A 23,240-nucleotide genomic window follows, 5' to 3' on the forward strand; every position below is an offset into this window, starting at 1 on the left:
AATCCCCACTAAATAAATTAAAAGATTTAAATTTCTTGTTCTTCTCTTTTCAATTGACTTAATAAATCATCTGAATTAAAAGAAGAACCTAATTGGACTTCGGCAAAACCTTCTTCTTCAAGTTCCTTCTTGGCTTGTTTTTCAGAATGTTTTCCATAAATTTCAATGAGTGATTCAACTAGCTCTAAATCTTTATTAATTTCTAGAGCAGGTACTCCCTTATAGCAAAAAACAGGTAAGTATTTTGCCTTAAAAAGATTTGCTGTTTCACAAAGTTCTATTTCAGTTAATGGGAATGTATATTCAGGTTCTTCTCAAATAGTTACCAAAGATTTTTTATATTTTTCTCTATATCTATCGAAGAAAAGATTAATTAATGGCATAGAGTAATAGAATCACTTTTCTTGTGGATCTTGCCATTGAACATTTTGTTTATTTAAAGTATTAAGGTCTAAAGGACTAAAGAGTGCTTTTGTTCTTTCTTCCGGTATATATCTAGAAATAGATCATCTATTTATTAGTGAATTAATTTTCTTTATTCACTTAGGAGTATCTTTTAGTGGACTTACAGAAGATTCAGCAAACTCTTTGGAATGCAAGAAAGAAAGAAACATAGATGGAAGAGAGTTATCCAATGGTAATTTAATCTTCGGAGGTCTAACCTCCAAAACAGGAGGTTTTCACTCAGAAGACTTTTTAAATGTAGTTACTTGTTCTTCTTCAGTCTTCTCTAACTCTTCTTTTTTATCTTCAAATTTTGTTGATAATTCCTCACATGCTATAGTTAAATCTAACTTAGTTAATTCGGATAGAAGATTTTCTTCTTCTATCCTTTTGTATTTGTTAATTATCTCTTGTTTAAGTTCTTGTGTATTTAATAAGTCAGAATATTGTTCTGCTCAAGTGTAAGGCATATCTTGAATCTGCCTACTACTTTCTAAATAGATATTGTTCGGGGATTTACAGAACAATGAATTATTTAATTCTTGATCTATTAGTTTCGAAGAAGAAGAATAGAAATAAAAAGGATTGGAAAAGAATTTATCTCATATATTCTCTCAATTGGAAGTCGAGAGATTTAAATTAAATTCTTTGGTTATTACTTCTGCTGACCAACTTTTGTAATTTATTGGAAGAAGTGGTTTAAAAATTACTTTTGGACTTCAATCACATTTATCATCCTTATCGTCTAATAACAAAGATTTGGAAACTAAATCTCTTCTTTCCCTTAAAAACCAAGAATTCTCTGAAAGTATTGAATTTTTGTTTTTAAGACTAACTGTAGATCTGGGCATATTTCCAGATCTACTAAATTACTATCTTGAAAGCTCTTTAGGATTTATTTAAATTTGAATACTCAACTAATATATCTAATCCGATTAAGAACATATTATTTAAGGTTTGTTCTCTTTCTTGTCAAGTTAGTTCTACACAACCCTTATCTTCTGTAATTTCATCCACAACAGTCAAGATAGTTAAAGCTTTTTTATTGTGATACTTTGCATTAGTTGCCAATGCATAACTCTCCATTTCCACAGTCTCACAACCTGAATACTCCCCTAATCCCCTAAGAGTTAGGGGAATATAGAAGTTATCTTGTGACCAATTCAATGAATTAATTAATGGAATATTCAAGTTTTTAGCACACTTGTGTGCTAATTCTATTAAAAATGGATCTACCTCAATAGTATCTTCTTTAGTGTGATGAATATCCAATAACTCTCCATAACTTGAATTAGTCTTAATCCCTGTTGCAACAACTACATCATTCACGTGTATCTTATTAGTTAAGGATCCACAGGATCCTAAACGTATTACAAAGTCAGCATCATAAATTTCTGGTGCAAACAACTCATAACTATAAATTCCCATCGATCCTTGTCCCATTCCATGACCCATAATAGAAATTTCAACTCCCTTATAAGTTCCTGTATAGCAATACATATTTCTTACAGAACTTAATAACTTATAGTTCTGTAAGTATATTTCTGAAAATTTTTTACATCTTAATGGATCTCCAGTAACTATTACTAACTTAGATATTGATCCTCTAGGTGCTGCATTATGTGCTGTTGGCACTTGATGCACCAATAAATCTAGAAAACTATTTAGTTAGCAACAAAGATTCTCCCGTCATTTCCTCAGGTTTTTTAATAGACATTAATTCAAGAATAGTGGGAGAGACATCTCCTAGTTTTCCACCATTCTTTAGTACCACATTTTTGTCACAAACTATAAAAGGTACTGGAGAAAGTGTGTGAGCAGTGTGTGGTTCATCCTTTTCATCTCTCATAACCTCTGCATTGCCATGGTCCGCCATAACTAATAATGTGTAATCACTCTTAATCAGGTTATATATCTTTCCCAAAATTCTGTCTACAGCAGAACAAGCTTTGACAGTAGCATCAAAATCTCCTGAATGGCCAACCATATCTGGATTGGCCAGATTAACTACTATTAAGTCATATTTTTGCCTCTTTACATTTCTTTCAATTTCCGCATATAGTTCATTAATAGACATTTCGGGAGCTTTATCATAAGTCCCCACCTTAGGGGAGGGAACTATTATTTTGTCTATTTTTTTAAAACTCTTTTCTACTCCCCCATCTAAGAAATAAGTTACATGTGGATATTTTTCACTTTCTGCAGCTCTTAACTGATTTCTATCAAAAATATCCATAACTTCTCCTAAAGTATTCTTCAATTGAATAGTTGGGAAGAACACACCAGATGAATTAACTCCCTCATAATCAGTCATAGTGTAAAGTTTTAAGTCCTCTGGTGTTAATTGAGATTTGTAAGAATACAAATCTTTTGTACCAACTAATAAATGAGATATTTGTTTCGCTCTATCAGGTCTAAAGTTAAGGAATACAACAATATCTCCTTTATTTAGACCATCAGAAGATAAATATTCTTCTGAACAAGCAGGGTTTATGAATTCATCTGTTGTTCCCTTTGAATATTCTGAATTAACATAATCTTCTAAATTTTTGAAACTAGGAACTCCTGATTGTTTTGTAAATACCTTTAGTACTCTCTCAGTTCTATCAAAATTCTTATCTCTGTCCATAGAATAGTATCTGCCTGAAATAGAAGCTAATATCGCATTAGCTTCTTTTATCTTTCCAACTATTTCTTCTAAATCAGTTATGAATTGCTTAGGGGGAACATCTCTTCCATCACTAAATAAATGTACAAAGGGCTTGAACCCTCTAGCCTTTGTAATTTTTAGAAAAGAATATAAATGATCTACGTGTGAGTGAACTCCCCCTTTGGAGGCAAGAATCATAATATGCAAATTTGAATTAAATCTTTCAATCAAGTCATTAAAAACTGATTGAACATCTTCTAAATTTGAGAATTGTCCACTTTTTATTGACTGACTAATTCTGTATAGTCCAGTTTCAACTATTCTTCCAGCACCTATATTCAGATGTCCCACTTCTGAATTTCCCATTTGACCATCTGGAAGTCCAACGGCTTCACCTGAAGCTGTTAAAGAAGTAAAGGGATATTCAGTAGACAAATAATCAAAAGTCTTAGTGTCTGCATTAGCTACTGCATTTCACTCTTTCTTGGAACTTATTCCTCAACCATCTAAGATAGTGAGGAATACTCTCCTAGACATTACCTATTCATAGCCATATCTCAAATATTGTCTATATTTAATGAAGCTGTACCAACTAGTATTCCATCACATTCTGGAAGACTCAAGAATGACTTGTAATTGTCTTTAGACACTGACCCACCATACAATAAAGGAACTTTTCTTCCAGCTTCACCTCACATATCAACAGCTAAATTTCTTATTTCCTCTAATTGTTTTGTTACTAATTCTGGAGGCATTGCAGAACCAGAACCTATTGCACTTAAAGGTTCAAAAGCAATAGACAATTTCTCTAAATTATTAGGGCTAATAAAGAATAGCTCATTCTTTATTTCCCTTAATGGATCTTTTCCACAACAATAGACAACATTAAATCCATTTAATAAAGCTATTCTTATTTTTTTGGAAATAACATCTTCTGTTTGCCCTAACGATCTACATTCAGAATGTCCAATTAATGTGGACTTAATATTGATGGAACTCAATTGAGTTGCAGAAATAGAAGAAGTATAGGCTCCTTTTTCTAAGTGGTGTACATCTTGTGCTAACAGTTGTACTGTAGATTCAAGTTCATCGGCTGATTTTTCAAGATAGATATAAGGTAAAGCTAAACCTAATTGGTGTTCAGGAGTTTCTTCTTGTAATTTCTTCTTTAATTCCAAGAAGTAATAGTTCAACTCATGTCTCATAAGATTCATCTTCAGGTTTCCAATGACTTTTTTCTTATCAGCCATAGTAAATATCCACTAATTTAAATTTTTATCACTTAGACACATTAAAGCTCCTATTGAAGACTGCTATTATTAATCGTTTTAGTATTATGAATATTGCTAATCCTAAAACACATAGGATTACTGTGCTGATGATCTTATCTCTCTTATTTAATCTAAATACTTTTTCCTTAAGATCTCTGTGCATACTCGCTTCATCAGAATTAAAAACATTTAAAAGTCTCTTTATTGCACCTCTACAGATGGGATTTGTAATCCCAATAACTAATAGACCAAAGACAAAAGTAGCTAAAGTAACTCTAAATATTTTGTCTTCTGGTTGTTGGTCCCATTTAAATAAATTGGTATGCAATTCATTCCATTTTATTTCTCAACCATTCGAACTATTTCTAAACCCCTTTACTAAATACGCATACAAGGCTGTAACTATTGAAAGACCAATAATCGTAAATCCTGTTCAATAACTATTAATTCTTCAACCAAATAAAGTCATAGCTTTTTGATTTAAAGCAGGTGTGAGGTAGGTTGGATACCTTCCCGCTTGACATAAATCAGATTCTCAATCAATTCGTCTCTTTTGTCTGAAAAGTCTCCAGAAATTCTTTCCCAACCCAAATAAAGTAAAGGCAAAACCCACTGTGGTAGGGACTTGTGCTCAAGTAGAAGCGCTCTTCACAGAATCAAAAGCGCTCTTCACAAAAGTAATATTGTCTACAACACTTCAACCCCAAGTTGAAGAAACTGCTACAAAAGCAAAATAAATAGAAAATAACAGTACTAATTGTGAAGCAAATATAGAAATAGTAAGATTTCTCTTTAGTTTCTTGTAGTACTTCTTTAACAGGGGTACATTAACCCCTGTAAAGAATACTGGTTCTGAACTTACTTGTGAATCAGAAACTTCTGCCTCTACCTTCTGAGATGTAATATCTTCAGTATTGGGTAAAGAAAAATCTTGTGCTTCTAAAGCTAAATGTGGTAGTGATGCCGAAACCTGGGACATCTAACTGTTTTTAAATTTGTTTAAGTTACTCTTAATAAATTTAAGAAGTGCACCTAATAAATTAAAGTAATTAACCTATAAGCAGATAAGTTAAAGACTATAACAAAAAACTATTTTCTTGTTACTACTAATTGATCTAGAGAATTTAAGTCATTAAGAATATTCTTTTTAAAACCGTTATATATAAAATTCTCAGGATTTAATTTCATAGATAGTCTTAACTTATTAAATTTATCTTCTCTACTAGTAATATCCCTAATTAACTCTTCTACTCTATCAAATTTAGATGCATAGAGAGAATCTACTTCCTCTCTTCTAGCTTCATTTAAATTGGATAGAATGCGAGCCAAAGAAATTATCTGATAATCTATTTGAGACATTTGTACAGCAAAATTTTTATCTAATAATCTTTGAGAATCTAATAATAGAGAAATAGAACTTTTCAACTTAAGTATTCCCTGTTGAAAATTCATATTCTCACTATACAAAGATAAAAATTGTCTGTACTCTTTAGATCTAGGTAAATGTTCTTGAGTTAAATTATTAGGCAATAAGTTATTGGTTCTAACTACATAAAGTAGATGATCCATACTTCTTTCTAACCTAGAACTATTGAGTTTCAACTCAAATAGTTCTTCTAGGTGACTTCACAATTTATTTTTGATTTCTGAAGAAAGTATGTCATAAAGAGAAAGGGCATTACTCTTTTGTAGTTTTAAATTATTCAATAAACTTTCTACGTTAGGTATCCCATCTATCTTAGAAAGATATAAGACAGTTCTAGTTATCTTTTCTTCTAAAGGTAACTCTTCCGAATAACAACTTTCTACATTAAAACTAGTATCTTCTAGTTTTTGTAGCTCGTTTAACTTGTTACTTTTATTTTTTGACAAAGTAAATCTACTTTAAAGTTCTATTAAAAAGGCATCTAAACACACAAAAATTGAATTTAATTTTATTAGTTATGACTGGAAATCAAAGTCTTAAAGAAGGAATGTGGGAGTTTTAATTTAGACTCTTGTTTCAATCTCTTTTTTCCCTGAGACTGCTTCTCCCACAATTTCTTCTTTCTTGTGATATCTCCTCCATAACATTTAGCTGCTACAGCCTTACCAATAGCTTTTAGAGTTTCTCTAGCAATAATCTTTCCATCTATCTTAGCCTGCAAGGCTAATTCATAAAGTTGAGCAGACAAACTGCTCTTCAACTTCAAAAGTATTTCTCTTGCCTTAAAACTTGCTTCGCCCCTTTCAGACAAGAAACTTAGTTCTGGATACTCCAGATTGTTAATACATATAGAAACTTTTACTAAAGCTAAGGGTATATAGTCTGCCAAAGAATAACTGTAATCTATATATCCCTTAGTGATAGCAAACAATGAATGTATTAGAGAAGAATTAAGTTCTGATAATGGAAGTAAATATTGTGAACTTACTTCCTTATCAGTTCTATTAATTTCAATCAAACTCGCTGATCTCTTAGTAGAGATAAATCCCATAAATTCTTTTTCACATTGTGATGGAAAAGACAAGTCTAACTGAATATAAGGTTCTAAAAATTGAGAGACAGTTGTTCTCTCCGGGAGGTCTAAAGCAGAAGAGAAAAAAATTTCTCCACCTTGTTTTAATTCTGCCTTATATTCAATAGTTGCTGGTCCGCTGACTAACTGTAATCTATATTCTTTTTCTAACCTAGAAACCAACACTTCTAGATGTAAGGGGCCCAAGGCCCCTATATTAGCCCCAAAGCCTAAGGCCGAAGATTTCACAAAATCATAGGAAAAAGAAGTATCCGACAACTTTAGTGAAGAAAGACTATTAATAAACAATTCTCTTTGAGACTCTTCATAAGGTGCTATAAAGCTAAAGATCATAGCTTTAAATGAACTCATACTATTAGTTTCTGGGAGCAACTGAAGTTGCTCTTTAGGTGGTGCTGGGTAATTACATATGTGTTCACCAGACTCTAATTGCAAATCTTTAGATAAAAACAAATAGATTCTTCCAACTTCCCCAGCAGAGATATTCTCTGATTTCTCTGCCTTGGGGACTAAGAATTCTATTCCCTTAACTCTTGTTTTTACTTTAGCTTTAACTAAATAAATCTCTTCCCCTACAGAGAGTTTTCCGGAGAAAACTCTGATAGTTAATATAGTTCCCCTTTGGTTACTATATTCGGCTTCAAAAACTAAAGCACACAGCTTATTCTCCTTTACAAAGGGAATATTTAGTTGTGAAAGATACTTATGTTCTGAGGGATCTGGTATCTCCTCAATCAAGTCATCTAGTAATTCTTTTACTCCTTGACCAGTCTTTGCAGAAATATACTTGAATTCTTCTGGATGAAATCCAAAAGGATCTTTACTCAAAGTCTCAATTATCTGAGAAGTTTGTGATTTAGTAACTAAAGGAGAATCCATTTTATTTAAGACGGGGATAATCTTTAGATTTTCCCTTTTAGCTTTCTTGAATAATGAAATTGTTTGAGCCTGAACTCCTTTAGTTAAATCTACTAACAGCAAAGCTGACTCAGATACTTTTAAACTTCTAAATACCTCTGCTGAGAAATCTATATGTCCAGGAGTATCTATTAGATTAAGGTAACAATCTTTTCAACTTAATCTAATAGAAGCTAGTTTTATAGTTATTCCCTTTTCTTTTTCCAATTCCATACTGTCTAAAAAACAATTGGAAATAGAAGAGTGAGGTAACTCTAAACAATGTTCTATTATTCTGTCAGATAAAGTAGACTTTCCATGATCAATATGTGCAATAATACAGAAGTTTCTTATTCTTTTAATGGCTAAACTTCTGTATTAAAAGTGTTTTCTACTTTTTCTTATCTTTGCTGGCATCTTAGTAGCCTTTCTTAGTCTTTTATATATTCACTTGGCATAAGACCCTACTGCAAGACTTAAGTAGGGTCATTCTCAATACAAAACTTTTATTCCAAAATGCGGAAACTTATCTCAATCAATTAAGAAAGAATGTGTGATCTTTAAATGTCAACTTTTGGTTTTGCATTTAAAGGCAACTACATTCTTTCATCCTCCCAATATATTTACAAATAGTTGATATCTTTCTTTCTCCGCTCCTGAAGTACTTCCAGCAAAATTCTTTCACCTAAAGAAAGAAGTTTTTTTGTTAAGTCACTTACAAAACCTAACTAAATGTCTTCAAAATAATTTATCTCACCATTTAGCTACAAACTTATATGGAAAGACAAAGAATCAATTTCAAACAGTAACAAAAAATTTTGTTACTGACTGTACAAAGGCTTTAGTCTTTAATTGAACTAACTTAAATCTTCTTTGTCAATTCTTCTTAAATAACTTGAATGCAAGAGTATATTTCTTAACTAATTGACTAAAGAATTTCATATGCTCTAGTTAATTAATTTAAAAGAAGGCTAGAAGGAAAGGCTTTTTAAATTAATTAATTTGAATTCAACTTTTCATATTCTTCGGTAGATTTAGTAACTGAAATTTTCTCTAAACAATTAGTATGTTTTAAGTAACAACTTAAACAAAGTGCCAAATATTGATCATTTCCTATGAGAATATTCCCCTTCTCAAAGGAATGTACTGAATCTTTTAATGCACTTAAATTAGCTAAGTTAAAGCAGAATTCGCATACTGCATTTAACTTCTTTATATTAGTTGCTATTGCCAATAGGTCTCCCATTGGACCAAAAGTATTAAAGTTAGCATCACAATCTAATCCTGAGATAACTATGTTAACTCCCCTAAACAGTAATAGCTTAACTACAGAAATAAGCTCACTTGAAAAAAAGTGAGCTTCATCTATTAATACAGTTAAGGGCTTATTTAACTCTTTGGGTATATGTTCTAATATTTCTACAGGATTAGTTTCATCAATAATAACTGCAGAATTAAATAGTGAAAAATACCTAGAAGAAATACTATCGACATTTCTAATGTCTAGTTTAGGTTTAAAAATTTTGTAATCAACTTTCTGATAATTTAGTCTATCCATTATCAGAAATAATTCTTTAGATTTACCAGATTTCATAGGGCCACAAATTACTGTTAAAGTTGCGGATACATTTTGTTTGTTAACTGACAAGTCTAATTTAGGCGATAATCTGAACTATTTCTCCTCCTTGTAATTTGTAATTCTTAGATCCAGTTATTAATTCACCAGAAAACTCTTGTAAAGGTGATAAATTCACAAATTTATCACTCTCTATTAATTTAGAAGAAATAAAGTATTCAGATAATTGGTTATGTATGCTTGCAACGCATTTATATAAATAATTCTTTTCCTCTGATTTTTCAAATAATCAAGATCTTATTTCCCCTGAAACTGGCTCTAAATTCCAGTTTCAGTTAATCAAACTATATTTTTTTCCAGACTTATCTTCCAGCTTAAAAGTATAGAAAGAACTGAGATTAAGAGTTTCTTTGATTACTTGAAACAACTTATCTTTAGAGGAGTGTTTTAAGTAAAGAGATTCTCTGGCTTCCCTTCTTTCCTCTTCAGAACTTAATAGAGAATAAATCTCCTCTGCCTCTAGATTCAAAGAACTAAATGGTAAAGAGTGTCTCTTAGACCAATCTTGAATTTCTAAAAGATATTCCAGAGATTCAGAACTAGAACCATAATTTGCCAATAACACTATAGGCTTAGAACTTAATAGTGAAAGACTATTAATTTCTTCTTTGTCTTCACTTGATAAGCTAGTGTAGCTTTTCAAAGAACTAATAGGTACATATTTCTTTTGTTCCAATTCTTCTTTAATTGGAACTAATATCTTTAATTTTTTTTCATTAGTTTTGAGATTCTTAGAGTATTTCTGAATAGTCTTAGAAAGAATTTCTAGATCAGATTTAATTAGAGTCATTAAAACTAATTGTGCCTCTAATATACTCTCGGAAAATTTAGGTATATTGACAGAATCGTCAATATTACTTTTTTCTAGAGAACAATGTAATTCCAAAGTACTATTGTGACTAGTATTATTTGAAAAAGAAATATCTGAGAGTCCGTATTTCTCAAATAATTCTTTTGATTTATCCAACTCTACTTGAGTATTGTTCTCTTTTTCAAAAGAATCCAATTGAGAAAGAATATCATAGAACTCAGGTCTCTCGCTTAAAAAGGTCTTTATATTGGGGGGGACAGAGTGATCGCTAAAAGCTCTAACGACTAAAAGAATTAAATCTGAAACTCTTATGTGAGACAAAAAAGTTGGACCTAACTCAGAAGTTTTATCCTGAGTTCCATCCAATGGAACTATTCCAGCTATGTCTCATAATTCCAAAGAACAATACTTTTTAATTAATTTAGAAGATTCCAAACTACCTCTAAATCACCAAAGAAGTAGTTTATTAAGTTTGTCTAATTTTTCATCAGGTAAATAAATAATTGATTTAACAGGATAAATAGTTGAAAATGGATAAGGAGCTACATTTGACTTTAGCTGAGAACTTAATAGATTAAAAATTGAGGATTTACCTACATTTGGTAAACCTACCAAAGCTATCTTGTAACTCATAAATACTTAGGGAATTAAATACTTTTTATATCTTAAAAAGGTAATTTGTGACTCCAATTAAATAACTAACAATGGGATCTAATAATGGGAAACCTGTCTTAATTTGTGGGATTCAACCAACCTCAACACTAACTTTAGGAAACTACATAGGTTCCCTATTACCTTTAATTAAGAATCAAAATTCTTTTGATTCAATTCTCTTAATTGCAGATCTGCATTCCTATACTATTCCACTATCAATTCAAAATATCTCTTTTCAAACTATTAAAAAGAGGAGTTGAGAACTAATTAAGTGAATAATTGCTTCAGGAGTTGATACTACAAAAACAAGAATTGTTTTGCAGTCAGACTTAAAAGCTGAACACTTGGAATTATTCTACTTTTTGTTAACTCACTCCAAATTAGGGGAATTACAAATAATGACACAATATAAGTTCCTGATGAATCGGTTCAAGGAACCTAACGGAACTGAACCTAACTTATTTGGAGTCTTAATATATCCGGTCTTAATGGCTGCAGATATATTAATTTATGATTCTCAATATTTATCTGTTGGAGAAGATCAAACTCAACATCTAGAGTTGTGTTCAGAGCTGAGAACTAGAATAAACAAGCTCTATAACTGTAATATCTTCCCAAATAAATTATCTGCCATTAATTTGGGTTCCGGTACCAAAATAATGGACTTAGTGGATCCCACTAAAAAAATGTCTAAGAGTACTACTAACAAAGATGGAGTTATCTTTGTTAGTGATAGTCCTGAAGAGATCACTAAAAAGATTATGAGAGCTAAAACAGACTCTCTAAATCAAATCTCTTTAGATAAAAATCAAGCAGGAATACATAACCTGCTTTCTATATATTCTTCCTTATCTGATCAAAAACTAGAACAAGTTTTTGAATCAGTTAAATCTTTGAGTTACAAAGAGCTTAAAGAACAACTCTCAAAATTAGTAGTTCAAAAAATAAGTTCTATTCAAGAGAGATACTCTCAAATAGAAGAACAAAAAATTAAAGAGATTCTTAAAAAGAATGCAGATTATCTAAGACAAATAGCTAGAAAGAAATTGGATCTAATTTATTCAACTGTCGGAATGCACACTAATTAAGAGTTGAAAGAGAGAGCTCTTTCTCCTAGAGAGCTCTATCTTAAGTGAGTCAATAGTAAAAGTCTTAGTTCTATTGAAAAACAGAAATTAAAAATGTTAACTCCAAAGGAACAAGTGCAAATGTTTACTATTGATGGTTCTGAATTCCAATTTGGAACTTCTGGAATTAGAGCTTTAACTGGTTTAGGCCCTAAACAAATAAATATTCATACTTGTAAAGTTTTTGCAGTTGCTTACGCTCTATTTCTCATGAATGAACCTGGGGCAGATCCAGTAATCATAGGTTATGACAATAGGGAAAATGGTGCTATATTTGCAAAAACAATATATCAAGTATTAAGGCAACATTCTATTAATGCATTAATTTCTTCAGAATCTATTGCTACTCCTGTTTTAGCTTTCTATATCAAATATAGAAATCTAAAAGGAGGAGTGATGATTACTGCTAGTCATAATCCTATGAACTATAACGGATTCAAAGTTTATGGGCCAAATGGAGGTCAATTGAGTATGGAACAAGAATTCAAAATAAGAAATTATTTTCCAGAGCCAAAAGATTATTTGGCAGTCAAATATAGTAGTGAAACTTTTTTTGAAACTGTTGGAAATGAAGTATTTGACTTGTACACATTGTCACTGACAAGAGAAATAAAAAGAAGACTTGGTTTGTTCTATTTCCTAGGAAGTACTATCATGAGAACAATTAAATTTTTGTTCTCATCTCATCATGGTACTTCCTCCGGTAGAATGGCTAGTCTGTCTAGAAATTTTGGAGCACAAAAATTTAAAGAGTTTTACTGGGAATGTACTCCTACTAGTAATTTCTCAGAAGAAGAAATTACTAATCCAGAGGAACCTAGATCTTTTAAGAGTATGGCTAGAGAAGCTAGAAATCTAAACATAGACTATTTAATTGCACATGATCCTGACTCTGATAGAAGTGCGCTGGCAGAGTGGGTTGGAGATAAGTGATACCACTTTACTGGAAATGAAATAGCAGTATTATTGGCTCATTTTCTATTAGAGTTATCACAAAATCCTAGATTTAGCTCTCAAATTCAATATAAGTATTTAGTTACCACTTATGTAAGTGGTGACTTTATCGATAAGGTAGTTAAGTTATTTCAGCCTGATTTTCAAATTGAAATAATAAGAACTGATACTGGATTTAAGAGTATTGGGCAAAAGGTAGACGAATACTCTCAGAGAGGAGAAGTATTGCTAGGTTGTGAAGAGGCAATTGGAGGTTTATTCCTTCCTGAAATTTCACTAGAAAAAGATGGTTTTCAACAAACCATCTTGACTATGTATATGATTGGTTTCTGTAAATTTGGAGCCAGTAAAGAACCTCTGGAAACTAATGAAAGAAAATTAATTTCTCAACTTTATTGATTAATGTGAAAAACTGGTTGGGCTTGACTAGGAAAAACTGTTTCATTCAAGATAAATGAAAAGGAGAAAGAAAATATTCTAAGAAAACTAAATTGACTGGCAAGTCAGGAGAAAAGAGTGCAATTGGAAAGATTCCAATTTAAAACAACTAAAGGAGAATCTGAAGGAATATTTAAATTTACTTTTTTTGGTTGTTCAGAGAGTTGAATAAAGACTAGGTTTTCTGGAACAGAACCTAAATTTAAGCTTTATTTCAACCTATATAGTAATATCTCTGAATTCAAGAAACAAGAAACTAAAAATTGAGAAAGTATAGTTAGGGAAAGAAGAGCTAGACTAAACTATACTATTCAACTTTTAACTAAGTTATTGGAAACATATCTATTTCACGAAGAACTAATAGATATAGAAATATAAGTTAATTAATAAAAGTTTTTAGGAATTATTTTTTCTTAAGGGCATCTGATTTAAATATTCTGTTAGGTAATTCCTTAATTTCTTCAAATAGTTTCTTTATTTTTTCTTGATTAGAAGCTTGGATTTCTTTTAAAGTTTTTGTTATTTGTTGTTGATTTTTATCTCAAGAATCTTTTAATTTTTTTCCTATTTGTTGAGCTTCTGATTGTAATTTTTCCACAAATGTTTTAGATTCTGATGTATAAGAAGACTCAAGTTGAGTTTTCTTTTCCTGTATTTGTTTAGTTTGCTCTGATGAAGTTTTTGTAGTTTTTTCTTGAGTCTCTTTAACCTGTGTTCCAGTTTCCTCTGTCTTTTTTCTTAATTGATTGTTCTTTTCACTTCCTTGCTGTATTCTTGAATTTTTAGAATCGCTGTCTCTTCTTTCGCGACTTAATCTTGTCTCTTCACCTCTTGCTAAAGTTTCAAAGTTATCTGATTTCTCTTGTAGTTTGTCATTAACTCCCTTATTCGTTGCCCCCCCCGAGTCAAATTTAGTTCCAAATGCTACCGCATTTGCTCCTCCAGAAAAAAGAACTACGAGAGAAAGTAAATACTTAGAATAAACCAAGTATTCTAACTATTTGGTTATTTTTTTAGAAGTATTAGTTTTAGGTGGTAAATTTTCTGCTACCTTGTCATTTGCCCTAGTCATTAAGTTACTTCTAGATTGATCTATTTGATCTTTAACTTTTTGAACATCTTGCAATAACTTTTCAGAAGACTTTTGACAATGTTCGCAACAATGATTTTCATGAGTACTTTTGAAAACAGAACTAACTAAGTTAAATTCTTTTTCTATTTGTTGACCTAATTCTTTTCAATCTTGTTCATTTAAATTTCTTCAACCTTTTTGTTTAAGTTTCAAAAAGAAATTACACAAATAAGCTGCAAATCCAATAACTGAAGGGATTACAGATCCCAAAACACTACCTATAACAGAAGCATCAAGAAACTGTATGAAAGACATTACTTAAAAATTGTAAATCTAATTAGTGTATTTAATAACTTCCACTAGACTATCGTAAAATCTTTGCTTTTCACCTAATATATGAGCTCCCCTAGAATATCTGTTATCTAGTACTGGTAATTTATCCACTTGTAACTTGTGTAGATTGTTCCTATAAGTCAATCCAATCAAATGATCATCTCAATTCACACAAGAAGCAAAAATGATTCACCCACTAGTCTTCAAGTTGTGACAAGTCATTCCCTTTTTATTCCCCCTTTTCACTAAAGAAATTTGCGGGAGTTTAAAGATCTTTCCATAACCTTTATCTCCAATAATTAATAATCGATTTCCCTCCAAATTTGTTGTCAAGAAAGATAATTTACCTTCAACTCCCTCCAATTCTCTAGAACCAAGATTAATTCCCTTTACTCCCATAGAATTCCTTCCCATACTTCTAACATCAGAAGAGCTAAATCTTACTGCTTTTCCTTCTGAAGATATTAATACTATCTCAGATTGACTATCAATTTTTTGTACTTGCTTTAATTGATCTCCATCTTTTAGTTGAATAATTATCTTTCCAGATTTACTGACATTTCTTAAATGTTTTGTTTCCAATTTTTTACACTTACCTTTTTCAGTTATTAAAAATAACTGAAACTGATCAGAATCAATTAAATCATGATCAGACAGAACAGAAACTATCCTTTCCTTTGAATTAACACCATTACTCTCTTCTACAATTTTTGGAAAAGAAAACTTACATCAAGAGGTTAATTCTATGGAACAATAATTACTTTGAAGTGAAGAGGAATAATTTTTAGTAAAGTCATTTCCGTTCATCATATAAACTCTTCCCAAATTAGTGAAAATCAATATTTGAGAATCACCTTTAAACATAAACATCTGTAATTTTTGATCTCCCTTAATACTTACTTGCTTCTTATTTCACCATTGCTCTTCAAGAACTCTTAGAGGAATGGCAGACATTCAATTGTCGTCATTGACAAATAACAAATTTGATTCTCTCTGCATATTACTTATATTTATTTAAATATTGTAGATTATTGCAATTTTTGTCTATATTTTTAATTAATTCTTAAATATAAAACATTATTGGAAAATCATCAATTATTAATCAAAAATATCTAATATAAGACAATATTCCAAATAATCTCTTATTAGAGAGAAGAAATACTATTCCTCTACTGAATTTGTATTTTCTTGCTTTAGTTCTTTCAAATCATCATTTAGAGATACATATTTTGCAAACTTAATAACCTTATCTTTCTTATCCTCTTTTAGATCAATTAATTTCACACCTACTGTATTTCCTCCCTTAAGTGTTGGGATCTTTGAAACATTAAATCTATTCAAGTGATTCTTTTTAGTCATTAAAGCTATTTCTTCATTTCCTCAAACAGCAACACAAGCAACTAATTTAACTGGTTCTTTTTCTCCCGTTTTTGACTTAACGGAACCATAAGCAACCATACCTCTTTTTGGAGTAAATTTGCTTGTTGGTGATTTTTTTCTCTTAGATTCAAAAACATTAAACTCATTAATTTTTCCCTTTCCGGTCTCGCTAATCATTAACAACTTATCTCCTTCATAACTAGATGAGACTGAAACCAAATCTCCAACATAAGTCTTTTCTCCATTCTTATTAACAAAAAGATTAATTCCTTTTTGTCCTCCAGAACCTCTACTTCTTGGTTTAATGTCTTTTGCATTAAACCTAGTTACTCTAGCGTCTGGTGAAGTTAAGAAAATTTCAGACTCATCTGTAATCTTTATTACTCCCATTAACTCATCATCCTCGTTATAAGGCCACTCTTTCTTAGATTTGTTTCCAAGTTTTCGCTTAAATGCCTGCTTACCTTTTTTAGTAATGGTTTTAAAGTTGTTATGTATTACTATCTTTCCGTCCTTAGAAACTCTTTGTTCATCGCTTAATCTTGTCTTCTTAACGCGACCTTGTTTGGTAGCGAACAACAAGTAAAGGTCTTTTTCATAATCTTCTGGAGTAATGGCAATTGTCTTAATTACTTTTTCACCTTCTTTAAATGGTGAATCCTTGTAACCCAGTATGTTTTTAATAGCTAAAGGCTTATTAGTTCACTTATTAGAGTTGCTAACCTTGATGTCATAACCCTTAACTTTGTAGACCTTACCAAAATTAGTAAACAAGAATATGTCATCATGAGATGACGCTATTAACAAGTCAGAAACAAAATCTCTAGATTGGTCATTACTTAAATCAAAACCTTTTGTTCCTCTATTGCTTAACTTAATTCCCTTCAAAGGTAAAGCAGATATGTAATTCTTTTCACTGACGTTAATCACCAAAGTTTCCTTTGGAATTAGATCTAGTTGACTTAATGAATATCCCTTAGTTTGGTCAATATCAGTTCTTCTAGGATCATCAACATACTCTTGCATAATGTCCATTAATTGTTTCTTTATTTCTTGGTGTTGTAACTCTTTACTTGCTAATCTCTCTTCATGAGCTATTCTGAATCCAACCTTTTCTTCTAATTCATCAATCAATTTTTGAAACTCTATTCTCTTTAACTGTCTAATAGGAAGATCAAATATATCTTTTACTTGAATATCTGATAAAGAATATTTATCTTTAATTAATTTCTCAGGTTCATCCTCCTGAGTAATAATATCTATAGCTGTTTTTAAATCTGTAACTATTGTTTTTCTACCTTCTAATAAGTGAATACGAGCTCTAAGTTTTTCGAGATTAAATTGTGTTCTCCTTACAAGAATCTCTAATTGATATTCCAAATACTCTCTTAGTATTGGAATTATTCCAAGAGTCTTTGGTTCTCCTTTACTTAAGAGTGTTATGTTAGATGAAAAGGAATGTTGCAATGATGTGTATTTGTAGAGATTATTAAGGATGGTATCCAAAGGAGCTTCTTTGCCACATTCTATTACTAATCTGATTCCTTCCTTTAAGTTAGACTCATCTCTAATATTCCTAATAAATCTTTGAAGTAATGGAATAACTAGGTAATTAGGATTCTTTTCATCACTAGCTAATCTAGCTATCTTCTTAATAATTGAACTCTTTTTAACTCCAAATGGAATTTCAGTAAAGATAATTTGATTTTTTTCTCAATCTAATTGAGCTCTAGCTCTTATTCTGAAAGAACCCTTTCCCGTCAGTAAATATTTTTGAATACCTTTGTATCCTAACACCAAACCTCCTGTTGGGAAGTCTGGTCCTTTCATGATTTCAAACATCTTTTCCACAGGAAGAGATGTATCATCTAGTAGGGCTATTGCCAATTCACAAACTTCTTGTAAATTGTGAGGAGGAATTTTTGAAGCCATTCCAACAGCAATTCCCTCCCCTCCATTCAAGAGAATTGATGGAGCTACTATAGGTAGAATTACTGGCTCTTCTTTAGAGCCATCATAATTAGGAACAAAATCTACAGCATCTTCTTTGATTCCATCTAAGAATTTTTCTCCAAGTTTGCTCATCTTAACCTCTGTATAACGCATAGCCGCTGGTGCATCTCCATCAATAGAACCAAAGTTACCTTGACCTTCCAACAGCGGATATCTCATGCTGAAATCTTGAGCCATCCTAACTAAAGCCATATAAATAGAACTATCTCCATGGGGGTGATAACCCCCCATTACAGAACCAACTAAAGTCGCAGACTTTCTAAATCTTGAATCATTAAACATTTTTTCTTCATAGGCAGAATAAAGAATTCTTCTGTGAACTGGTTTAAGTCCATCTTTAAGATCTGGTAATGCTCTTGAAGTAATAACAGAAAGAGAATAGTCAAGGAATGATTGTTCAGCTTCTTTAACTAGATTTCTTTCATGTACTTGTGAGTTAGCTAAAGCTCCTAAGAGCTTTTCTAAATTACTAGAAGGCTTAGCGCTCAACTAAATGTCCAACTTGGCTTTGAAGTAATTTTCTTCTATAAAAGATCTTCTTGGCTTAACATCAGATCCCATTAATTTATTCATAGCCTCTTGAGTTTCTTCATATGTTTCTCTAGTAATTTGAAGGAAAGTTCTTGTATTAGGATCCATAGTTGTTTCTCACAATTGCGAGGGAGACATTTCCCCAAGACCCTTAAATCTACTTATTTCAAAAGTACGAGATTTATTTCTTTCCTTCTCAAATTGTTCTCTTTCCTTCTCATCAAACAAATAAATTGTTTCTTTTTTAGAAGAAGCTCTATAAAGTGGAGGTTGTGCAACATAAATGTGTCCATTATCTATTAATTGATACATATACCTATGAAAGAAAGTTAATAACAAAACTCTAATGTGAGCACCGTCTACATCGGCATCAGTCATCAAAATTATTTTGTTGTACCTTAGTTTTGTGATATCAAAGTTATCTGAATAAGAACAGCCAATAGCTGTTACTAAATTCTTAGCTTCTTGATTCTTAGAAACATTAAATGATCTCTTTTTTTCTACATTAACTAACTTTCCCTTAATAGGTAATATAGCTTGAAACTCCCTATTTCTAGCACTTTTAGCTGAGCCTCCGGCTGAGTCTCCCTCCACAATATAAAGTTCAGAGAACTCAGGATCTTTAATAGTGCAATCAGCTAATTTATCTGCAAAATCTAGTTGACTGGCCCTAGGAATCTCCCTAGCTATTTCTTCAATTCTTTCTCTTTGTAGTCTCTTTCTATATTCCTGTTCAATGTGTGTCAAAATGGATTCCATTGCATCCACATTGTCTTGGAAGTACTTGTGTAATTGCGCATCTACTTCCTCTTTTATTGGAACCTTAATTTCATGATTAATTAAGGTTTCCTTGGTTTGACCTTTATAAGTTGGGGCAGTGTAGTGTATAGAAATCACAAGAGTTAGTCCTCCAATTATGTCCTCCTTAGTGAAGTCAAATTTATTCTTAATCATCTTGTTTTCAAATGCATATTCTCTAATACAATTCAACATCCCCTCCTTCACTGCTTCTAAGTGAGTTCCTCCTGCTGAAGTAAAGATATTATTACAGAAGCTGTAAATTATTCCCTTTTCTCTTCCTCCAACGTATTGAAAAGCTAATTCAAGCTTTAAAAGATTAGATTTCTCTTTCTTCATTACTTGTTTTTCTGGAATTTCAATACTTTGAATAGGACAAACTGGCTCTAACCCTTCATTAATCTTGGCTACTCAATCTTTTAATCCTCCTTCTGAGAAAAAAGAAATTTTTTCCTGAGTAGGAGTGTGTCCAAAATGAAAAGAAATATTTTTATTTAAAAAAGAAAGTCTCTCTAGTCTTTCTTTAATAAGAGATAAGTCATATTCATTCTCTTCCATTATTGAAAAATCTGGTTGTCATCGTATCTTGGTTCCTGTTCCCTTTTCCCCAGATATAGGATTGATCTGTGGTTTTGATTCTAACTGTCCTCCATTAACAAACTTTGTGAAACAATATTTATCATCTCTTTTTACCTCTACTTCCAAAAAAGTTGAAAGTGCATTAACACACTTAACCCCAACACCATGTAATCCTCCAGATACTTTGTAACTGGAGTTATCAAATTTACCTCCTGCATGAATGTGAGTAAATATTGTTTCTATTGTTGACAGTCCAGTATTGATATTTGTTCCTAATGGAATTCCTCTGCCATTATCTTCTACGGAAACTATATGATTGTCCTCAATAACTAAATTAATTTCACTAGCGAAGCCGGCAACGGCTTCGTCTACAGAGTTATCTAGAGCTTCTCAAATTAAGTGGTGTAATCCTTCAATTCCAGTAGAGCCAACATACATCCCAGGTCTCTTTCGAATAGGTTCAAGACCTTGTAATACTTGAATAGATTCATCTGTATATTCCTGATTAAGTGGTGTTTTTATTTCTTCGTCAGACATCTAACTACTTAGGTGAAAAGTCTTTGATTTTCAAAACTAATTTCTGACCAAAAGATTAACTAAATGTATTTATATGGTGTCAATATTTGTTTTTTGGCAAAAACAAATAAATCCTACTAATTGATGTTAATTAGTACTAGTCTTTACTTTAAGTTCTTAAAAATAATTTATAAAAAAATTAGAAATAAGACATAATTATTTAAAAAATGTCTTTAGGTCCTAAAGTTCTGGCATTATCTTCCGGACTAGGTGGAATTTGTCTTGGTATTCCTTTATCGCTTTCGCAAGGAAAAGAAACAGTAAACTATGTTGCACAGTCCTTAAAAATATCTAAAGATCCTGTTGTTATTCCGGAGGTTAAAGGGGAAACGGCAGGAGCGACAAAAAATATCTCTAAAGAAAATGAAGTCGGAGACAAAGATTCTTTTAAAGAAGCGACCAAGCCTTTAGAGACTCAAAAACCAAGGAAAGACTCTACTCGACCCCCAGAACCACCTAAAAAGACTAAAGTACCAGAGAAGAAGGAATCTGCCCCTCAAAAAGAGAATTCGGGGAATTGTGAGTTCGTAAAATCTCTTGAAAATGTGGATTTAAGTAAAGTATTTAAGGATCTTCAGTTAGTTGAGGATTCTTATTTAACGGTTTTGTGTAAGCAAACTAGCGAGAATCCTTTAGAACTTCCAAATGATTGAACAGGATTATTCCCGCGAAGCTTATTTAAAGTAGGACAGACAAAGGACGAAAAAGAGCTATTGGAAATTTCAATGAAGGTAACCTCTATATATTCAGTGGGAGAATTAAAAAAATATAGAGTGGAATTTTTGTCTGATAAGTTTACATCTACTGTAAATGGAGAATGACAGCGAGGAAGAACCAAAAAGACTGATAATAAGGAGGCACTAAAAATTCGTGGAACTAACAATAACAGGATATATCTTATTTCCAGTGAAACAAGTCTTACAAGTTTTTAACACAAATAGTAGAGACAATCTCTCCTATTTCACCTAAAATTAGTTCTCTCAATAAGTTAATGGTTTAAAATCCTGAGATAATAATCAAAGACTTACTTTAAAGTGGCTCTTAGTATTAAAACTCTTGATGTAGCTTCTGGGGTGTGTGGTAGTTGTATTGGTATTCCTCTAATAGTGACCAAGGGGAATTTCATGGCAACAACCACTACACAAGATTCAACAGACCTTTCTAGTTCTCCTTCAAACCCAACAGAAGGACAAGTTTCTCAAGATGATTCAACCAATGTTGTATCAGGAAGCTGCGGAGTAGTTAATTCACTTACTGGATTAAATTTGGAGAGTTTATTTACAGGACTTCAGATAGAAAAGGATAATTACTACACACTTTCCTGTACAAAAACTGATAAAAATGGAAACTCAATACTTCCTAATAATTGGACGGGGGTATTTTCCAAAAGCTTTTTTAAAGAGGGAGATGCTTTGAAGGAAGGTGACCAAATTAATGTAGCAATGAACGTTACTCCTAAAAATTTAGGAGAAGAACGTCCTAAACACGGTACAGTGATATTTACCGGAAATAAATTTGCATCTCCAATAACTGGAGAATACAATGGTAAAACTTCATGATCAGGAGAACAAAATAAAGATGAAGAAACAATAATTATTGAAGTTACTTCCCCTAGTTTGCCTGCCCCTCTTAACAACCAAATTTATTTGATACCTACTTCAGCAAATACTTAAAGATAGAACATTTACCCTTCATAAAAAGAGAATAAAAAAAATTAAAAGGCTTAAAAGGTTACTTCAATCCTGAATAAATAGTTAGAATGGCTCTCTTCAAAGCAATAGCTTTGGGAGGAAGTGAATTATTGGTGGGTGGTGCTGCTGTTGGAGTGGGTATTAATAAACACTTCAGTTCTCCACAAATTACACAAGTAGAGGGAGACTCAACTACTCGGGGGGGGCTTTTAGAGCAGAAAATTAAAAAGTTACAAGAGAAAATTCAAGAATTAAATAGTTTAAAAGAACAGGTAGAAAATCTTAAACAAGATTTATTAAAAGAAGGGCAACAGCAATCGGAAAGTTTAGCTTCTTTAGAAGAACAATTAGCAACATTAAAACAACAAAAGTCTGAGTTAGAGGGGGCTCAAAAACAAATAAAAGAATTATTAGATGGTAAAGAAAAGTTAGAAATTTTAGTTAAGCAATGAGAGTCACAAGAGCGACAAATTGAAACACTTAGAAAAGATTTAGAGGGAGGCCTACAGGCACAAAAACAAGTCGAAAAAACAAAACAAGAGTTGGAACAAGAGTTGCAAAGTTTTCAAAAATTCTCAGAACTTTACAACCGATTATTCGGTGGCACAACTTCTAAAGACTCTATCGGCGAGTTGAGACAAAGAGAAGACTTTATTTTAGGATTAAGTGGTCGAAGGAAAGCTGTGGTTGCAAAATTGAGGAAAAATTTCTCTGCTTCTTTAAATACATTCATTCACGACCTTAAAACCAGAAGAGACATCAATATGAAAGGCAATGACGAAGACAAACAAAAATTTATGAAACGATTGGAAGAAATATTGGAAGAATGAAAACAAGTGGAAAGTTCAATTAAGAATAACAAATAA

Annotated in this window: 20 protein-coding genes; 5 read left to right on the top strand and 15 right to left on the bottom strand. The window is 31.6% G+C overall.

The window, feature by feature from the left end:
• Nucleotides 1-26: 26 nt before the first annotated feature.
• The 10 genes from MR07_RS03365 to MR07_RS03410 all read right to left on the bottom strand — a co-directional run bounded on the left by MR07_RS03365 (nt 27) and on the right by MR07_RS03410 (nt 10,861).
• Nucleotides 27-1,295 carry a hypothetical protein gene (locus tag MR07_RS03365; RefSeq protein ID WP_024071500.1) on the bottom strand — a complete coding sequence of 423 codons (1,269 nt, stop codon included), beginning with the start codon at nt 1,293-1,295 and terminating at the stop codon, nt 27-29.
• 37 nt (nt 1,296-1,332) lie between these two features.
• On the bottom strand, nt 1,333-2,088 hold the full coding sequence (locus MR07_RS03370) for a purine-nucleoside phosphorylase (protein WP_235062752.1): 756 nt from the start codon (nt 2,086-2,088) through the stop codon (nt 1,333-1,335).
• Between the two features lie 16 nt (nt 2,089-2,104).
• On the bottom strand, nt 2,105-3,631 hold the full coding sequence (gene gpmI, locus MR07_RS03375; RefSeq protein ID WP_024071502.1) for a 2,3-bisphosphoglycerate-independent phosphoglycerate mutase: 1,527 nt from the start codon (nt 3,629-3,631) through the stop codon (nt 2,105-2,107).
• The gene (locus MR07_RS03380; RefSeq protein ID WP_024071503.1) at nt 3,631-4,344 is read right to left on the bottom strand and encodes a triose-phosphate isomerase; all 714 of its coding nucleotides are present in this window, start codon (nt 4,342-4,344) and stop codon (nt 3,631-3,633) included. Before MR07_RS03380 ends, gpmI begins: the two co-directional genes overlap by 1 nt.
• Nucleotides 4,345-4,369: 25 nt before the next feature.
• Nucleotides 4,370-5,344, bottom strand: coding sequence for a hypothetical protein (locus tag MR07_RS03385; RefSeq protein WP_043901214.1), 975 nt, complete (start codon nt 5,342-5,344; stop codon nt 4,370-4,372).
• A gap of 110 nt (nt 5,345-5,454) precedes the next feature.
• Nucleotides 5,455-6,237: a hypothetical protein gene (locus MR07_RS03390; RefSeq protein ID WP_024071505.1), complete on the bottom strand. Its 783-nt coding sequence runs from the start codon at nt 6,235-6,237 to the stop codon at nt 5,455-5,457.
• A 65-nt stretch (nt 6,238-6,302) separates the two neighbouring features.
• Nucleotides 6,303-8,150, bottom strand: coding sequence for a GTP-binding protein (locus MR07_RS03395; RefSeq protein ID WP_327084511.1), 1,848 nt, complete (start codon nt 8,148-8,150; stop codon nt 6,303-6,305).
• Between the two features lie 9 nt (nt 8,151-8,159).
• Nucleotides 8,160-8,723: a hypothetical protein gene (locus MR07_RS04200; RefSeq protein WP_024071507.1), complete on the bottom strand. Its 564-nt coding sequence runs from the start codon at nt 8,721-8,723 to the stop codon at nt 8,160-8,162.
• Nucleotides 8,724-8,778: 55 nt separating this feature from the next.
• A complete protein-coding gene (locus MR07_RS03405) occupies nt 8,779-9,429 on the bottom strand; it encodes a thymidine kinase (RefSeq protein WP_235062721.1) in 651 nt (216 codons plus the stop codon).
• 7 nt (nt 9,430-9,436) lie between these two features.
• Nucleotides 9,437-10,861, bottom strand: coding sequence for a GTPase (locus tag MR07_RS03410; RefSeq protein ID WP_024071509.1), 1,425 nt, complete (start codon nt 10,859-10,861; stop codon nt 9,437-9,439).
• Between the two features lie 71 nt (nt 10,862-10,932).
• Here MR07_RS03410 and trpS point away from each other — a divergent pair, with 71 nt between their 5' ends.
• A complete protein-coding gene (trpS, locus tag MR07_RS03415) occupies nt 10,933-11,970 on the top strand; it encodes a tryptophan--tRNA ligase (RefSeq protein ID WP_024071510.1) in 1,038 nt (345 codons plus the stop codon).
• Between the two features lie 3 nt (nt 11,971-11,973).
• Nucleotides 11,974-13,779 (top strand): phosphohexomutase domain-containing protein, encoded by a 1,806-nt coding sequence (locus MR07_RS03420; protein WP_024071511.1) that lies wholly within the window; start codon nt 11,974-11,976, stop codon nt 13,777-13,779.
• A gap of 25 nt (nt 13,780-13,804) precedes the next feature.
• On the opposite strand, the gene MR07_RS03425 is transcribed toward MR07_RS03420, so the two are convergent.
• The 5 genes from MR07_RS03425 to MR07_RS03445 all read right to left on the bottom strand — a co-directional run bounded on the left by MR07_RS03425 (nt 13,805) and on the right by MR07_RS03445 (nt 20,644).
• The gene (locus MR07_RS03425) at nt 13,805-14,389 is read right to left on the bottom strand and encodes a hypothetical protein (RefSeq protein WP_024071512.1); all 585 of its coding nucleotides are present in this window, start codon (nt 14,387-14,389) and stop codon (nt 13,805-13,807) included.
• Nucleotides 14,390-14,398: 9 nt separating this feature from the next.
• A complete protein-coding gene (locus MR07_RS03430; RefSeq protein ID WP_024071513.1) occupies nt 14,399-14,788 on the bottom strand; it encodes a hypothetical protein in 390 nt (129 codons plus the stop codon).
• An 18-nt stretch (nt 14,789-14,806) separates the two neighbouring features.
• Nucleotides 14,807-15,760, bottom strand: coding sequence for a DNA gyrase C-terminal beta-propeller domain-containing protein (locus tag MR07_RS03435; protein ID WP_158432941.1), 954 nt, complete (start codon nt 15,758-15,760; stop codon nt 14,807-14,809).
• A 207-nt stretch (nt 15,761-15,967) separates the two neighbouring features.
• Nucleotides 15,968-18,688 carry a DNA gyrase/topoisomerase IV subunit A gene (locus tag MR07_RS03440; protein ID WP_024071515.1) on the bottom strand — a complete coding sequence of 907 codons (2,721 nt, stop codon included), beginning with the start codon at nt 18,686-18,688 and terminating at the stop codon, nt 15,968-15,970.
• On the bottom strand, nt 18,689-20,644 hold the full coding sequence (locus MR07_RS03445) for a DNA gyrase/topoisomerase IV subunit B (protein ID WP_024071516.1): 1,956 nt from the start codon (nt 20,642-20,644) through the stop codon (nt 18,689-18,691). It abuts the gene before it with no gap.
• Between the two features lie 206 nt (nt 20,645-20,850).
• Here MR07_RS03445 and MR07_RS03450 point away from each other — a divergent pair, with 206 nt between their 5' ends.
• From MR07_RS03450 to MR07_RS03460, 3 genes are all read left to right on the top strand, one after another.
• Nucleotides 20,851-21,615, top strand: a complete 765-nt coding sequence (locus tag MR07_RS03450; RefSeq protein ID WP_024071517.1) for a hypothetical protein — start codon at nt 20,851-20,853, stop codon at nt 21,613-21,615.
• 102 nt (nt 21,616-21,717) lie between these two features.
• Complete coding sequence (locus tag MR07_RS03455; RefSeq protein ID WP_024071518.1) at nt 21,718-22,356, top strand: hypothetical protein; 639 nt, start codon at nt 21,718-21,720, stop codon at nt 22,354-22,356.
• Between the two features lie 86 nt (nt 22,357-22,442).
• Nucleotides 22,443-23,240 (top strand): hypothetical protein, encoded by a 798-nt coding sequence (locus MR07_RS03460; RefSeq protein ID WP_024071519.1) that lies wholly within the window; start codon nt 22,443-22,445, stop codon nt 23,238-23,240.

The organism is Mycoplasma ovis str. Michigan, from assembly GCF_000508245.1.
Taxonomy (GTDB): Bacteria; Bacillota_I; Bacilli_A; order Mycoplasmatales; family Mycoplasmoidaceae; genus Eperythrozoon_A; species Eperythrozoon_A ovis.